We start from the raw sequence: 14,748 nt of genomic DNA, 5'->3' as shown, positions 1-14,748 counted from the left end.
ACCCACACCCCCCCCCCCCCCCCGCCCCCCCCCCCCCCCCCCCCCCCCCCCCCCCCCCCCCCCCCCCCCTCCCCCCCCCCCCCCCCCCTCCGCGTGCCCGGCCCCGTGAGGGGAGGACGGTGAAGGAGGAACACGGAAGTGGCCCCGGACCCCGACGACAGGATCCGGGGCCACACCGGTGACCTCACTTCTGCTGCGCGAGCCAGTCGGCGAAGCGGGTCTCGGCGAGCCGCGCGCCGGGACCGGGAAGCAGAGTGTTCTCCTCCAGGGGCGCACCCGAGTACGGGGCCTGCGGGTCCGTGACGACCTCGCGCGGGTCGTTCCCGGCGGCGAGAACCTCGCGGATCAGCCCGTCCAGCCGGAACGCCTCCGGGCCGGCGACCTCCACCACACCGTCGAGCGGTTCTCCGACGGCCGTACGGCACACCGCCGCGGCCACGTCGGCGGAGGAGATGGGCTGGATCCCGGCCGAGGAGACACGCACGGTGTCACCCTCGGTCGCCAGGTCCGCGATGCCGTTCATGAACTCGAAGAACTGCGTGGCGTGGACGATGGAGTACGGCATGCCGGACTCCCTGATCAGGTCCTCCTGCACCTGCTTGGCACGGAAGTAGCCGCTCTCCTGAAGCCGGTCCGTGCCCACCACGGAGAGCGCGACATGGTGGGTCACACCGGCCTCCGCCTCCGCCTTGAGGAGGTTGGTGGTCGAGGTACGGAAGAACTCCATGACGGCGTCGTCCGCGAACGAGGGCGAGTTCGACACGTCGACCACGACCGAGGCACCTCGGAGCACCTCGGCCAGCCCTTCTCCGGTCAGCGTGTTGACCCCCGTGTTGGGCGCGGCCGGCACCGCCTCGTGACCCTGTGCCTTGAGCGTCTCGACGACCTGCGAGCCGATGAGCCCGGTACCGCCGATCACAACGATCTTCATGACAGAAAAATCCTCTCTGGGTGTGTTCTTCTCGCGTCACTCGGCGAGCTTGCCGTCGGTCGACACGTCCTCCATCAGCACGGAGATCTCCTCCGGGACGGCGGGAATGCTCTCGCGGGTGATTCCCGTCGTCGGCGACCAGACGAGGTTGACCCGCAGCGCCGGATCCATGTCCGGGTGATCGCTGCGGTTGTGGCAGCCGCGGGTCTCCCGGCGCTCCAGCGCCGCCTCGAGCGTGGCCCGGGCGGAGAGCGCCGCGGACTTGAGGTCGAAGGCGTGTGCCAGGTCCTGGAACCCGGCGATGTCGGGGTGCACGCCGACGTCCTCCATCCGCTTCTCGATCGCGGCGAGCTCCGCCAGTCCCGTCCGCAGACCCTCCTCGTCGCGGACGACGCCCGCGTGCTCGGTCATGGTGTTGCGGATGGCGCGCTGCAGCGCGCGGACGTTCTCCGGCCCGTCCGCGGCCAGAAGGCCGTCGACCTCCGCACGCGCCTCGGCCACGGCCGCAGCCGACCGCGGGTGCGCGGTCAGCGACTCCGAGTAGGCGGCCGCCGCCTGCCCGGTGATACGGCCGTAGACCAGCAGTTCGATGAGACTGTTGCCGCCGAGGCGGTTGGCGCCGTGCAGACCGCTCGACGCCTCACCGATGGCGTACAGCCCGCGGACGTCGGTGCTGTGGTCCTCCGGACGGACCCAGACCCCGCCCATCGAGTAGTGCGCCGTGGGCGCGACCTCGATCGGGTCACGGGTGATGTCCAGCATCTGCAGGTCCAGCAGGGTCTGGTACACCCGGGGCAGCCGCTTCATGATCGTCTGCCGGGGCAGGTGCGAGACGTCGAGCCACACGCCGCCCTTCTCGGTGCCGCGCCCCTCCTTGATCTCCGTGTAGGAGGCCAGGGCGACCCGGTCGCGAGTGGACAGTTCCATGCGCTCGGGGTCGTAGCGGCTCATGTACCGCTCCCCGAGCGCGTTGCGCAGGATGCCGCCTTCGCCCCGCGCGGCCTCGCTGACCAGGGTGCCGGCCGCGTTCTCCGGCTCGATGATCCCGGAGGGGTGGAACTGCACCAGCTCGGGGTCGCGGAGCCGGGCCCCGGCCTCCACGGCGAGCCGGAACGAGTCACCGGTGTTCTCGTCCCGCCGCGACGAAGTCCGCCGCCAGATCCGGGTGTGGCCACCGGCCGCCAGGATCACGGCATCGGCGTGGATGAGGTACCGCGTGCCGTCCGTGAGGTCGAAACCGTAGGCACCGAACACGGCACCCTCATGGGTCAGGATCCGCGTGATGTACACGCCGTCGAGCACGGGGATGTCCAGCTGGTCCGCGCGCCGGATGAGCGTGCGCTGGATCTCCAGACCCGTGTAGTCCCCGGCGAAGGCGGTGCGCCGGAACTTGTGCGCGCCGAAGAAGCGCTGGGAGATGCGGCCGTCGTCCTCCCGGGCGAAGCCCATGCCGTACCGCTCCAGGTCGTCGATGCCCAGTGCGGCGCCCTGCGTCACGATCTCGGCGGTGCGCGGGTCGCCCAGCAGGTAGCTCTCCTTGAGCGTGTCCGCCGCGTGCTGCTGCCAGCTGTCCTCGGGGTCCATCGTGGCCAGAGCCGCGTTGATCCCTCCGGCGGCGAGGGACGTGTGGGCGTCCTCCTTCGGACGCTTGCCGACGGCCAGGACGTCGACGCCGGCCTCGGCCAGCTCGATGGACGCCCGCAGGCCGGCTCCGCCGGTGCCGATCACCAGCACCATGGTGGAAAGACGTTGTTCGGTGGCAGCCACGATTGCTCCGATCGTTGGGGTTTTCACCGACTACGACCGGATGACCGAGCTGGTTGTGACACCCGGCGCCGCGGACTTCCCGTCCCAGCATGCGCCCGGACCAACGGGGCGGCGACCCGGCGTCAGTCCGGCGGCATCGTCCGCCCGCCGGACCGGCGCGACGGCGTCACGACGGTGGGCACGGTGGCCACCGAGACGTCCCCCGTGATCAGACGCTGCACCGGACAACGCCCGGCCACCGTCAGCAGTGCCTCGATCTGCGGGGGTTCCAGGTCGCCGGTGAGCCGGACGCTCTTGACGATCCGCCCGCGCGGGCCGGACCGCACGTCCACCACGACGTGGTCGAGCGGCCAGCCGTGCCGGTCCGCGTACGCGCGCACGGCCATGGAGGTGCAGGAGCCAAGGGCGGCCAGGAGCAGTTCTCCCGGCGTGGGGCCGGTGTCCGAACTCAGCGGCTCGGGCTCGTCCACGGTCAGCAGATGCGGCCCGACCGCGATGGAACGGGCAAGACGCCGGCCCTCACGAACCGACACGGTGCGTCCAGTCATGAATTCCGCCCTTTCGGTGGCCCCGCTGCTCACCCAAGAGGACAGTCGTGCGCCCCTTTTTGTGACATCTGCCCAGGGGGGCGAGGGTGACGGTGGCCGGTGTTCTCCGGGCGGTCATCCTCGCGCAGGGGCACAGTGAGCCGGTCTTCTCCAGGAGGGGCGCGGCGGTCTCCGCGCTCAGCGCCCCGTGGCAGCAGGCCGCGAAACCGGCGGCGAACAGCTGCTCGGGATGAGTGCCGGATCCGTCCTGCCCGTCCGCCCATCTGTGACGGACGCGGGAGGAATCAGCCGCTCAGCGACGCCACGAAGGGCGACAGCTTCTCCGGATTCATCACCCACATGATCCGGTCGATGCCGTCCGCCGACACGTCGACGGAGAGCAGTGCCACGGCGTCGCCGTCGACCGACACGAGCACGGCGGGCCGCCCGTTGGCCTCCACCCACCGTGTCCGGGCCGGCGGCCAGAACCGCGGCGCGAAGGCGGCCAGGTACTTGGAGACATGTGTACGTCCGACGACCGGAATCCGCGACGCGCCCCGGATGCCTCCGCCGTCGGCGTAGCTGACCACGTCGGCGGCGAGGACGTTCTCCAGCACCGCCAGATCGCCCGTCTGCGCGGCGGCGAGGAACACCTCCAGCAGACGCCGGTGGTCGGCGGGGCTGACCTGTTCCTTGCGTTCGGCGGCGAGGTGCTTGCGCGCACGGCTCACCAGCTGCCGGGTGTTGGCCTCACTCGTCTCCAGGATGTCCGCGACCTGCTTGTACGGATAGTCGAAGGCTTCCCGCAGCACATAGGCCGCCCGTTCCACCGGGTTCAGTTTCTCGAGAAGGAGGAGAACCGCCATCTCGAGCGCCTCGGCCCGCTCCGCACCCATCTGGGGATCCTGCGTGGTGTCCACCGGCTCGGGGAGCCACGGTCCGACGTACGCTTCCCGCCGTACCCGCGCGGACTGCGCGACGTTGATGGCGAGTCGCGCCGTGATCGTGGTCAGGAAGGCCGCCGGTTCGTGAATGCCGGAACGGTCGGCGTTCTGCCACCGCAGCCAGGTCTCCTGGAGGACGTCCTCGGCTTCCGCGGAACTGCCGAGTACCCGGTAGGCGATGCCGAACAGCTGCGGGCGGGCCGCGAGGAACTCCTTCGTCGCCCGGTCAAGGGAATCGGTGCCGTCCCCAGCCTGCATGGTCGTCCCTTCCGAATCCGGGGCAACCATGCTACAAGCCGCCCCGGAGGCGTGCGCCCCGACCAGGGCGGATCACGCTGCGCGTGAGGGCGTGGCGCGGACCCGGTCGGCGCATCCGGTCACTCACCACCTACGACAGGGCGGGCAGCGCCGCTGTGACACCGCGCACCGTGACGCCGCCGCCCCATGGCCCGCCCCGCGGCGCGCGGCCGGGCCCCGCACCAGCAGATTTCGCACTGCCCCGGCCCCTTTGTCACAGACGGGGCGGCTGTCCGGTCGTCAGGGAGCAAGCGCGAACGAATCGACGCGTGGCGAGAGAGGATGAGCTATGAGTGGCTCGGGTCTGCAAGGCCTGCCCCGGCCGGTGGCGGTGGTGGTCGGAGGCGGGGGAGTGCTCGGTGCCGCGCATGTCGGTGTCGGGTACGCCCTGGAACAGCGCGGATTCACTCCCGATCTGATCGTCGGGACGTCGGTGGGCGCCCTCAACGGGGCCGTCGCGGCCGCCCACCCGGGCCGGGCCGCGCCCTGGCTCGAGCATGTGTGGACCCGGCTGCGCCGCCGTGAGGTGTTTCCGCTCGGCTTTCTTCCGTCCCGGGCGAGTGTCTTCGCCGACCGCGGACTGCGCCGGCTGATCGCCCATGCCGCCATGCCGTCACGCATCGAACACCTGGAGATCCCCTTCACCGCGGTGGCCACCGACCTCGACACCGGCGCGCCCGCGCTGCTGGACCACGGCGACCTCGAGTCCGCGCTGCTGGCCGGCGCGGCCATCCCGGGAGTCCTGCCCCCGGTCGAGCGTGACGGCCGGACACTCATCGACGGCGGAGTGACCGCCTACGTCCCGGTGCGGGCGGCCCTGCAGGCCGGTGCGGCCAGTGCGGTCGTGCTGTCGACCGGGCCGGAGGCCCGGCCCCTGCACCCCGCCGTCACGCCGCGGCGGGCCGCGGCCGTGGCCTCCCGCGCCGGGCTGGTGGTGCTTCACCGTCAGATCGAGTCCGACCTGCACGAAGCCGCCCGGCGGATCCCGACCGTCGTGGTGCCGACCGGCGTCGAGACCTGGCCCGCCCCCTGGGACTTCGGCCACGCGCACCGGCTGATCGGCACCGCCGCCCTCGCCGCGGGAAACTTCCTCGACCGCCTGCGCATCGAGGGCCCCGGCCTCTACCGGGACGACGCCGGTCCACCCGCCGCACCGGGCCCCGCCCGGACCGTACCGGTGGCGGGAGCCGGCCGGTGAGCACCATCGCGTTCCTCAACATCGCCCTGCACGGACACATCAACCCCACCCTGCCGGTGGTGGCGGAGCTCGTCCGTCGCGGCCACACCGTCACCTACCACACCACTCCCGCGTTCGCGGACGAGATCGAGGCCACCGGCGCGACCGTGTGTCCCTACCCCGGGGACGGCCCGACGCTCGCCGGTCCGCCGACGCCCGTCACGCTGCTGGACGGGCTCGCCCGCACCGCCGTCGCCCTGCTGCCCGCCGTCCTGGCCGATCTGCGTCGGATCCGGCCCGATCTGATCGTGCACGGTGCCGCCTGCCCGTGGGGGCCGGTCGCCGCGACCCAACTCGGGGTGCCCGCCGCCTCGGTGTTCACCACCATGGCGTTCAACCGGTCCGTGCCCAGCCCCAGCCACGCCTCGTGGGAACTGCTGGCCGCGGCGGCGGCCCGGCCCCGCAACGTCGGAAGCTATCTCCGGTCCAGGTGGCGGCTGTCCCGTCGCTACCGCACCCGGGGCCTGCCCCTGCTCGACCTGGTGAACGCGCGCCAGCCGCTCAACCTGGTCTTCACCTCGCGCGCGTTCCAGCCGGGCGCCGGCACCTTCGACCGGTCGTACCGGTTCGTCGGCCCCAGCGTCGGCGCCCGGCCCGACGACCCGGATTTCCCGATCGGCCGGCTCCGGCCACCCGTGCTGTACGCCTCCCTGGGCACGGTGTTCGACGCGGCCCCGCGGATACTGCGCGGCTTCGCCGACGCGCTCGCGCCGCTGGGCGGCTCCGTGGTCGTCTCCACCGGGCACACCGATCCGGACGCGCTGGAGCCCTTGCCGTCCCATGTCGTCGCCCGCCGCTTCGTTCCGCAGCCGGAGGTGCTGGCCCGTGCCGCGCTGTTCGTCACGCACGGCGGGATGAACAGCGTCAACGAGGCCATGCACGCCGGAGTCCCCATGCTGGTCGTCCCCCAGGGAGCGGATCAGCCGCTGGTCGCCCGGCGGGTCGTCGAACTCGGCGCCGGCCTGTCCGTCCGCACCGAGGACGCCACCTCCTCGGCGGTGCGGGCCCTCGCCCGGCGCCTGCTCACCGAGCCCCGCTTCCGGGAGGCGGCGGTCGGACTGCGGGTCGCCCAGCGCGAGGCGGGCGGACACCTGCGGGCCGCCGACGAACTGGAGAGCTATCTGCAGCGGGCCGGCGGGGCCGGCCGTCCGACCCCGGCGGACTCACCACAGGAGAGCTGAGCCATGTCACCCGTCGTCGTCGTCCTGGTGGTGCTCGCCGGACTGTCCGAGGCCGCCGGGCGCATCCTGCCCCTGGTCGCGCGCCGGTCCGGCGTGTCGCGGCCGATCGTGTTCGGCCTCCTGCTGACCGGCACCGTGGTCGAGAGCGCCGTGATCGCGCTGTGGCCCCTGACCGCGTGGACCCTCGCCCGGCTGATCCTGTCCGCACCGGTGTCCGACGTCACCGCGCCGGCCTGGACACCCGGCCAGCTCGCCCCGATGCTGCTCGGAGCCGTCATCGCCTTCCCGCTGCTCGGGCCGCTGCTGCACCTTCTGCTTCTCGTCGGAGTCGGGGCCGGACTCGTCGCCCCCCTCGCCGAGATGACAGGGCTGAGCGGGCCGGGCGCCGCGGGCTGCGTGATCATCGCCGGAGTGGGACTGGCCGCCGTCGTCGAGGCGGTCCGCCGCCTGGTCGCGACGATCGGCGCCACGCGAGGTCAGGAGCTGCCGGTATGACCTGGTTCCCCTTGCTCGCCCTGGTGCTCGGCCCGGTACTGCTCGCCGAAGCCCTGCTCGCCCGCTACGAGGTGATGCTCTACACCGCCGGCTGGCGCACCCCGGCCGTCGACCTGCCGCCCGGCATCCCCTACGCCAGGGGCGCGGACCCCGGCCGGCCTCCGGCCGCCTACCTCGTCTACCTCGACGGCATCGGCAAGCGTCGCTTCACCGACACCCGCGACGGGGGCCAGCTGGTCAAGGCCCTGATCGCCGCGGCGCCCGAACTGCGGGTGCTGGGACAGGTGCAGCCCTACTCCCCGCTGGCCGCACCGCTCGCCAACCGTCCCGTATGGGTGTGGATCCGCCGGCACGCCGGGCTCCTTCTGTTCCTGCACAACGTCATGCAGATCTTCGTCGCCGCCGACCGCCGCTACCGTCCCCTCTACAACCGCGCCGTGGGCGCCCAGATCGCCAACCAGCTCCGGCTGGCCGGATACCGGCCGCACAGCGGCATCCCCGTGGTGCTGCTGAGCTACAGCGGCGGGGCCCAGGTCGCCACCGGCGCGGTGGACGAACTGCACACCCGGCTGCGAGCTCCGCTCCTGCTGATCACCCTCGGCGGTTTCCACAACGGCGCCAACGACCTCACCCATGTCCGGCACCTGCACCAGCTCACCAGCGCCCACGACTGGATCGAGCGGGTGGGCACCTGGCTCTTCCCGCAGCGCTGGCGGCTGTTCCGCCGCAGCGGCTGGAACCGGGCCCGCCGCGCCGGAAAGATCACCGTGCACCGCCTCGACCCCGCCACGCACCTCGGCCGGCGCAGCTACATCAGTCCGGAGTCGTACCGCTTTGACGGCCGCAGCCACCTCGACCACACCACCGACACCGTGCTCGCGCTGATCCGCGCGGCCGACCCGGCCCGGCGGCAGGGATTCTGACAGCACGTCATCCGGCGTTGTGCTTCCATGCTGCGGGGTGACCGGCAGACGGTCACCCCGCTCTCCCGTTCGGAACCGGCCCCACCTCTACGCGACCTGGAGAAGGCATGACGCCCAGATTCCGACGCCCCGTCCGCACCGGCCGTGTCGCCGCCGTGCTCGCCGCCGTCCTGCTCGTCGCGGCGGCGCCGGCGGCAGCGGACGACGACGCCCCGGGTTCCCGCGCCCCGGCCGTCCCCCTGCGGGTGGCGACGTACAACATCCACGCGGGGGCCGGCCAGGACCAGGTCTTCGACCTCGACCGCACCGCCGCCGCGCTGCGCGGTCTGCACGCCGATGTGATCGGTCTCCAGGAGGTCGACGTGCATTGGGGCGCCCGGAGCAATTTCGTGGACGAGGCCCGTGCCCTGGCCGCGAAGCTGCGTATGCGGGTGTTCTTCGCACCCATCTACGACCTGGAACCGGCCGGCGAGGACGGCGAGCGCCGGCAGTTCGGCGTCGCCGTGCTGAGCCGCCACCCGGTGCTCCACGCCGAGAACCACGAGATCACCCGGCTCTCCACCCAGTCGCCCGACCCGGTGCCGGCCCCGGCGCCCGGTTTCGCCGAGGTGGTGGTCGACGTCCGGGGTGCGCATGTGCACGTGTACTCCACGCACCTGGACTACCGGGCCGACCCGTCGGTCCGCGCGGCCCAGGTGGCGGACATGCTCGCCGTGCTGGCCGCCGACCGGGGTCCCAGGATCCTCGTCGGGGACTTCAACGCAGAGGCGGGCGCGCCCGAGTTGGCGCCGATGTGGCGGACGCTGCGGGACGCCGCCCCCGGCGGTGGCGGCACCTTTCCGGCGGCCGACCCGGTCAAGCGCATCGACCTGGTCACCGTCTCGCCCGACATCGGGGTGGCCGGCGCCCGCACGGTGGCGACGGAGGCGTCCGACCACCGGCCCGTGGTCGCGGACCTGAGGGTTCACCGGCGCGGACGCTGACGGCGGGTCACTCCTTCCGTATCACTCCTTTCCGTCCACGCTCATCTCGCCCAGTTCCGACCAGTCGTCCTGCGGGACGGACATGTTCACGATCCGAGGGGTCTCGGCCAGATGAGGCGGCAGCGTCCGCTGTGCGGTCCGGAAGTGTTCGGACTGCACATGGGCGGCGCCCGCCTCGTCGTCGCGGAACGCCTCGACCAGGACGTACTCCGTCGGATCGTCCAGACTGCGGGACCAGTCGAACCAGAGGCAGCCCGGCTCCTCGCGGGTCGCCGCGGTGAAGTCCGCTGCGATCCGCGGCCACTGGTCGGCGTACTCGGGGCGGACTCGGAACTTGGCGGTGATGAAGATCATCGGACCACTCTCTCATCCCGGGCCCGGGCCCGTACTGCCCTGGAGCCGTTCCAGGTCGGAGGGCCGGACCTGGATGGCCAGGACGGCGATCAGCGCGGCGAGTGCGGCGAAGACCGCCGCGGTGATGAACGCGGCCGAGACACCGGAGGTGAGGACCTGGTCGCCCCACGGCGACGGCAGTTCCCCGGTGCGTTGGAAGCGCAGGCGTTCGGCGGGGGTCGCCTGCTGCAGGAAGCGCGGTACCTGTTTCTCCGCCTCGTTGCTGCTGGCCGTTCCGTACATCGTGACCAGGATGGACAGGCCGAGCGAGCCGCCGACCTGCTGGGTGGCGTTGAGCAGGCCGGACGCGGCGCCGGTCTCCTGGACGCGGACGTCGGACAGCGCCATGAGCGTCAGCGACACGAACTCCATGCCCATGCCGAGGCTGAAGACCAGCATGGGACCGAGAACGCTGCCCGCGTAGGTGGAGTGGACGTCGGTCAGGGTCAGCCAGGCGAGCCCCGCGGCCGCGAGAACGCCGCCGCCCACCATGAAGGGTTTCGGCCCGTACACGGGCAGGAATCTCGAGGCCAGCCCCGCGCCGATCGCGATGACCACGCTGACCGGCAGGAAGGCGAGCCCGGCCTGGAGCGGGCTGAAGTCCAGCACGTTCTGCACGAAGAGGGTCAGGAAGAAGAACATGCCGAACATCGCCGCCGCCAGGCACAGCATGATGCCGTAGGTGCCCGCGCGGTTGCGGTCCGCGAACATGTGCAACGGTGTGATCGGCTGACGCGACCTTCTCTCGACCAGGACGAAGCTCGCGAGGACGATGACGGCCGCGGCGAACGAGGCGAGGGTCAGGGCGTCCCGCCAGCCGTCCTGGGCGGCCCGTATGAACCCGTAGACCAGCAGCACCATGCCCACCGTCGAGGTGAGGGCGCCGGTGAAGTCGAAGCGGCCCGGGTGGCGTTCGGACTCCTTGATCCAGCGCGGTGCCGCCAGGGCGATGAGCAGCCCGATCGGGACGTTGACGAAGAGCACCCACCGCCAGTTCAGCCACTCGACGAGCATGCCGCCGGCGAGCAGACCGATGGCGCCGCCGCCCGCCGACACCGCGGCGAAGACCCCGAACGCCCGGTTGCGTTCCGGTCCTTCACGGAAGGTGGTGCTGATCAGCGCCAGGGACGTCGGCGAGGCGATCGCGCCCCCCATGCCCTGGAGCGCGCGGGCGGCGAGGAGTTGGCCGGAGCTCTGGGCGAGCCCGCCGAGCAGGGAGGCCACCACGAACAGCAGCACCCCGAAGACGAACACGCGCCGTCTGCCGAGGATGTCGCCGGCCCGGCCGCCCAGCAGCAACAGGCCGCCGAAGGTGAGGGTGTAGGCGTTGACCACCCAGGACAGGCTGGTGGTCGAGAAGTCCAGCGAACGCTGGATGTGCGGCAGCGCGATGTTCACGATGGTGATGTCCAGCACCACCATCAGCTGACACGACGCGATGACCAGCAGGGCCATGGCCTTCCCGCGGCCGGTGGCACGGTCGGTGTGCTGCCGGGCGGAGGCCGATCGCGGACCGCTGGTCATACCGGGTCGCCCTTTCGGGAGTCCACCGTTCGACCGTACGCGCGCATCCGGGTGCCCACCACTCGGGCACCGCGAGCGGCGCCGGTCAGTCGGCGACGTCGACTCCGTACGCGCGCGCGAGCGTCTCGAGACCGTGGTCGTACCCCTGCCCGACCGCACGCAGCCGCCACACGGGACCGCGCCGGTACACCTCGGCGAGAAGCATCGAACGCTCGGTGGTCGCCGCGTCGAGGGTGGCCTGGACGAGGGGCGCGGCGCCCGTCCCCGGACCGGAACTGATGTGGACGGCGCCGACGTCACCGAAGGTGAGGGCACCGTCGATGGCGGCGGCGACGACGATCTTGCGTGCGCCGGGCGGGAGCGTGGCGAGGTCCATACTGACGGTCTGCTCGGTGGGTCCGTCGCCGAGCAGGCGCACCGTGCCCGCGGGATTCTCCGGGGCGCCGTAGAAGACGAAGTCGTCGTCGAAGGAGACCTGCTCGTCCTCGTCCACGACGAACGCCACGACGTCGATCTCGCACGACGCCTGCTGCGCCCAGGTCGCGGTGACGGTCCAGGGGGCCGCGCCGGGACCCGTCGTGCGGGGCAGGTCGACGACCCCGCCGCGCGGCAGCACGCGTACCGCGTCGGCCCGCCCGGGTGTGCCCTGCTGCCCCGCGCCGACGGGATCGGTGAGCCAGTCCGCCTCGTGCACCGGCAGTTCCAGAGAGGCGATGCGGGCCATACGGCGGTCCGCCCGGCCCCCGTCGAGGACGACGACGTCGGTGACACTGGCGGACAGATTGATGGCGGCCGCGGCGCCCAGCTCGACGATGCGGGCCCGTGCGGCCACCGCCGCGGCGTGCGTCCCCCCGAGGGCGAGCACCCGCCGCCCCTTGAGCGGACCTCCCGTCTCGCGGGCCCGTGTACGGGCGGCCGTGGATTCGGCGGCCGGAAGCTCCGCGGCCCCCGGCGGGTCCGCGGGTGCCGGTCGGCCGGCGGCGGGCTCCTGCGGGCCACGTGGCGCGGGCACACCCGGAGCCCCGGCCGGGACGGCGGCGCTCTCCTCGTGCGGAGTGCCGGGCCGCACGTCGTTCAGCAGGCGCAGGAAGGTGTCCTCGTCGAACAGCGGCACACCCTCGGCCCGGGCGCGCCGGGCCTTGGCCGAGCCCGACGCGCCGTCATTGGTGATCAGGGCGCTGGTGTGCCGGCTCACCGACGACACCACGTTGAGCCCCGCGGCCGCAGCGCCGGCCACCAGTTCGGCGCGCGGGGTCCGGGTGGATCCGGTGACGGCGATCTTCATCCCCTGCACCAGCGGTCCGCCGGGCGTCGCCCGCCCCGGGTTGCGGTACGCGCACGGTGTCTTCGGCGGCTTCGGCGCGAACCGCGGGTCCTGCCGCGGCGGACAGGCCACGAGAGGCAGCGGCAGATCGAGCAGCGCCGCCTGACGCAGCGAGCCCCGCAGGACGCCCGACAGCACCCGGGCGTCGTCGAGCGCGTCGTGCGCCTGAGTCTGCTCGACGCCGTAGTGCGCGGCGAGCGTGCCCAGGGTGAGGCCGTCCGTCGGGGGATCGATGCGACGGTTCAGGGTCAGGGTGCACAGCCGCCGGGCGACCGGCAGCACCAGGCCGGCCCGGGCGAACTCGTGGGCCAGGAAGTCGTAGTCGAACTGCGCGTTGTGGGCCACGAACACCCGGTCCCGCAGCAGGGCGCCGATCCGGTCCGCCACCTGCTCGAAGGCCGGCGCCCCGCGCAGCCGCTCGGGCGTCAGCCCGTGCACATGCACCGGACCCGGATCACAGCCCGGATCGAGCAGCGTCGAGAACTCCCCGGTCTGTTCCCCGTCGGGGCCCAGCGTCACCACGGCGACGGACAGCACCCGGTCCCGCCGCGGGACGAGACCGGAGGTCTCCACATCCACCAGCGCCCATTCGAAGGGGTAGTCGCGCAGGCCGGCAGGGTCGAGGGCGGGGGACAGGAGAGTCATGGCGGACAGGATGGTGGGATGTCCGCTCATCTTCAAGTTGGATCCCGTTTCCTCCGTATTCCTCCCGGCGCACAGGAGGCCTGCACGCCGTGCGCCGGGAGAAACCGTCAGGAACCGGACCCACGCCCGGGTTTGCGCCGCTGGACGTACAGACGGCTGTCCGACGGCCCGGTCCATTCCAGGCGTACGACACCGGGTACCGCGGCGTCGCCGACGCGCACCGGGTCCTTCCAGTGGCCGGCGGCCGGGTTGCGGAAGAACGTCGCCCACAGGTGGCCGTCGTGGTCGCGGAAGAAGTTGTTGTGGCCGGCGCCGACGCCCGCCGTCCACCGCTCCGAGTACGGTCCCTCGAAGCGGTCGGCGACCGCGACGATCACGTCGTACTGGTACTGGACCCGTCCCGGCCCGGGCGGGTCGTAGGCGTTGCGCGTGGTTCCGTAGGCATCCACCGACGTGCGGTCCCACGCGGCGTGGAGCAGGTAGTACTTGCCCTTGTGCCGGAAGACGTAGGCGCCTTCGAGATACGGCTCGGGCGCATAGGGAGTCTGCCGGAACTTCGGCAGATTCGTCGTGGTGACGATGTCCTCCATGTCGTCCCGGAACTTGGCGTACAGGTCGTTGTGCAGGACGAGCCAGGCGTCGTCGCCCTCGCTGTAGAGGCCGCCGTCGATGTGGTGGTAGGCGCCGGGCTCGATGAAGGCGGGCCCGCCGGTGAGCGAGTCGCCGAACGGTTTGTCGAGGTTGCCCTCGACCAGCCGGTACGGGCCCTCGACACCGCCCTCGCTCACGAGCATGAACGACCCGACCTTGCGGGAGTGGTCGCCCATGCACGCGACGATGTACCACTTGCCCTTGAAGTGGTGCAGCTCCGGCGCCCACACATTGCCGCGCTTGCCGAACCGGTCGTCGTGCCAGTACTCCTGCCAGGGCGCGACGACGGTGCGCCCGGGCCGGTTCTCCCCGACGAACTCGGGTGACCACACCTTGCCCTTCTCGGCGCCGGGCCGGACGCGGGTCGTGTCGGCCAGTCTCCACGGCCCCTTGAGGGAGCGGGACACCCATACGAAGAGGCCGTCGTTCCAGGGGCCGGCCGCCTCCAGTCCGGGCACGCGCGTGGTGCCCGTGGCCACGTAGAGCGGACGGCCGTCCACGACGAAGCAGTTGACGTAGGTGTCCCGCATCCAGACCCGGCCGAGCTCCCGGTCGCGGGGGCGCAACTCCAGCGGCAGGACGAAGGAGTTGTCTTCGCGCGGCCACAGATCCCGCCGGGTGTCCGCGAGGCCGTAGGGCTCGGGGTCGGGCCAGTTGTCCGGGTGGCGCCGCGACGGCGGGGCGAGGGTTGGCGCGGGGCCGGCCGCCTGCGCGGTGGCGGCGGGGAACGCGGCCGCCGCTCCCAGGCCGGCGGCGCCGGCGAGAAGGGATCGTCGGTGCAATCGGTTCGCGGCATCGCTCATCGGAGGTGCTCTCCTTCGTGGTTCCCGCCCATGACTCGACGGCAGCTCTCGGGAAGCTGCGATGACGGGGGGATGCCGCACAGCATGCGAACACCGGACCATTTACGTCAACAGTGCGGACGA

The 14,748-nt window shown here is 72.2% G+C and carries 13 protein-coding genes; 5 read left to right on the top strand and 8 right to left on the bottom strand.

What is annotated here, in order from left to right; all coding sequences use genetic code 11:
* Positions 1-184: 184 nt before the first annotated feature.
* The 4 genes from ACZ44S_RS20760 to ACZ44S_RS20745 form a co-directional block, all read right to left on the bottom strand.
* Positions 185-931, bottom strand: coding sequence for an SDR family oxidoreductase (locus ACZ44S_RS20760; RefSeq protein ID WP_466931144.1), 747 nt, complete (start codon positions 929-931; stop codon positions 185-187).
* A gap of 36 nt (positions 932-967) precedes the next feature.
* Complete coding sequence (locus ACZ44S_RS20755; RefSeq protein ID WP_466931171.1) at positions 968-2,668, bottom strand: L-aspartate oxidase; 1,701 nt, start codon at positions 2,666-2,668, stop codon at positions 968-970.
* Between the two features lie 152 nt (positions 2,669-2,820).
* The gene (locus tag ACZ44S_RS20750) at positions 2,821-3,246 is read right to left on the bottom strand and encodes an OsmC family protein (protein WP_466931142.1); all 426 of its coding nucleotides are present in this window, start codon (positions 3,244-3,246) and stop codon (positions 2,821-2,823) included.
* A 284-nt stretch (positions 3,247-3,530) separates the two neighbouring features.
* Positions 3,531-4,427, bottom strand: coding sequence for an RNA polymerase sigma-70 factor (locus ACZ44S_RS20745; protein WP_466931140.1), 897 nt, complete (start codon positions 4,425-4,427; stop codon positions 3,531-3,533).
* Positions 4,428-4,755: 328 nt separating this feature from the next.
* Between ACZ44S_RS20745 and ACZ44S_RS20740 the strand changes: the two genes are divergently transcribed.
* From ACZ44S_RS20740 to ACZ44S_RS20720, 5 genes are all read left to right on the top strand, one after another.
* Positions 4,756-5,664 carry a patatin-like phospholipase family protein gene (locus ACZ44S_RS20740; RefSeq protein ID WP_466931138.1) on the top strand — a complete coding sequence of 303 codons (909 nt, stop codon included), beginning with the start codon at positions 4,756-4,758 and terminating at the stop codon, positions 5,662-5,664.
* A complete protein-coding gene (locus ACZ44S_RS20735; protein WP_466931136.1) occupies positions 5,661-6,884 on the top strand; it encodes a macrolide family glycosyltransferase in 1,224 nt (407 codons plus the stop codon). The genes ACZ44S_RS20740 and ACZ44S_RS20735 overlap by 4 nt, the downstream gene beginning before the upstream one ends.
* Positions 6,885-6,887: 3 nt before the next feature.
* Positions 6,888-7,379: a hypothetical protein gene (locus ACZ44S_RS20730; RefSeq protein ID WP_466931135.1), complete on the top strand. Its 492-nt coding sequence runs from the start codon at positions 6,888-6,890 to the stop codon at positions 7,377-7,379.
* A complete protein-coding gene (locus ACZ44S_RS20725; protein ID WP_466931132.1) occupies positions 7,376-8,302 on the top strand; it encodes a hypothetical protein in 927 nt (308 codons plus the stop codon). The genes ACZ44S_RS20730 and ACZ44S_RS20725 overlap by 4 nt, the downstream gene beginning before the upstream one ends.
* 107 nt (positions 8,303-8,409) lie before the next feature.
* Entirely contained in the window at positions 8,410-9,285 is an 876-nt protein-coding gene (locus tag ACZ44S_RS20720) for an endonuclease/exonuclease/phosphatase family protein (RefSeq protein WP_466931129.1), read from the top strand.
* 21 nt (positions 9,286-9,306) lie between these two features.
* Here the strand turns inward: ACZ44S_RS20720 and ACZ44S_RS20715 are convergent, their stop codons facing one another.
* The 4 genes from ACZ44S_RS20715 to ACZ44S_RS20700 all read right to left on the bottom strand — a co-directional run bounded on the left by ACZ44S_RS20715 (position 9,307) and on the right by ACZ44S_RS20700 (position 14,625).
* Positions 9,307-9,639: a putative quinol monooxygenase gene (locus tag ACZ44S_RS20715; RefSeq protein ID WP_190162992.1), complete on the bottom strand. Its 333-nt coding sequence runs from the start codon at positions 9,637-9,639 to the stop codon at positions 9,307-9,309.
* A gap of 12 nt (positions 9,640-9,651) precedes the next feature.
* A complete protein-coding gene (locus tag ACZ44S_RS20710) occupies positions 9,652-11,133 on the bottom strand; it encodes an MFS transporter (RefSeq protein ID WP_466931169.1) in 1,482 nt (493 codons plus the stop codon).
* A gap of 154 nt (positions 11,134-11,287) precedes the next feature.
* The gene (locus ACZ44S_RS20705) at positions 11,288-13,171 is read right to left on the bottom strand and encodes a TerD family protein (RefSeq protein WP_466931126.1); all 1,884 of its coding nucleotides are present in this window, start codon (positions 13,169-13,171) and stop codon (positions 11,288-11,290) included.
* 107 nt (positions 13,172-13,278) lie between these two features.
* The gene (locus tag ACZ44S_RS20700) at positions 13,279-14,625 is read right to left on the bottom strand and encodes a family 43 glycosylhydrolase (RefSeq protein WP_466931123.1); all 1,347 of its coding nucleotides are present in this window, start codon (positions 14,623-14,625) and stop codon (positions 13,279-13,281) included.
* Positions 14,626-14,748 lie beyond the last annotated feature (123 nt).

This window comes from Streptomyces malachitofuscus, assembly GCF_055571035.1.
The sequence above is the reverse complement of the archived record's forward strand: the minus strand, read 5'-3'. Positions and strand labels throughout refer to the sequence as shown.

Bases quoted from the DNA above. Each gene is read 5' to 3' on its own strand.
- ACZ44S_RS20745 (WP_466931140.1), bottom strand. From the start codon at position 4,427: ATGCAGGCTGGGGACGGCACCGATTCCCTTGACCGGGCGACGAAGGAG.
- ACZ44S_RS20750 (WP_466931142.1), bottom strand. From the start codon at position 3,246: ATGACTGGACGCACCGTGTCGGTTCGTGAGGGCCGGCGTCTTGCCCGT.
- ACZ44S_RS20740 (WP_466931138.1), top strand. From the start codon at position 4,756: ATGAGTGGCTCGGGTCTGCAAGGCCTGCCCCGGCCGGTGGCGGTGGTG.
- ACZ44S_RS20700 (WP_466931123.1), bottom strand. From the start codon at position 14,625: ATGAGCGATGCCGCGAACCGATTGCACCGACGATCCCTTCTCGCCGGC.
- ACZ44S_RS20710 (WP_466931169.1), bottom strand. From the start codon at position 11,133: ATGGCCCTGCTGGTCATCGCGTCGTGTCAGCTGATGGTGGTGCTGGAC.
- ACZ44S_RS20760 (WP_466931144.1), bottom strand. From the start codon at position 931: ATGAAGATCGTTGTGATCGGCGGTACCGGGCTCATCGGCTCGCAGGTC.
- ACZ44S_RS20730 (WP_466931135.1), top strand. From the start codon at position 6,888: ATGTCACCCGTCGTCGTCGTCCTGGTGGTGCTCGCCGGACTGTCCGAG.
- ACZ44S_RS20720 (WP_466931129.1), top strand. From the start codon at position 8,410: ATGACGCCCAGATTCCGACGCCCCGTCCGCACCGGCCGTGTCGCCGCC.
- ACZ44S_RS20705 (WP_466931126.1), bottom strand. From the start codon at position 13,171: ATGACTCTCCTGTCCCCCGCCCTCGACCCTGCCGGCCTGCGCGACTAC.
- ACZ44S_RS20725 (WP_466931132.1), top strand. From the start codon at position 7,376: ATGACCTGGTTCCCCTTGCTCGCCCTGGTGCTCGGCCCGGTACTGCTC.
- ACZ44S_RS20755 (WP_466931171.1), bottom strand. From the start codon at position 2,668: ATGGTGCTGGTGATCGGCACCGGCGGAGCCGGCCTGCGGGCGTCCATC.
- ACZ44S_RS20715 (WP_190162992.1), bottom strand. From the start codon at position 9,639: ATGATCTTCATCACCGCCAAGTTCCGAGTCCGCCCCGAGTACGCCGAC.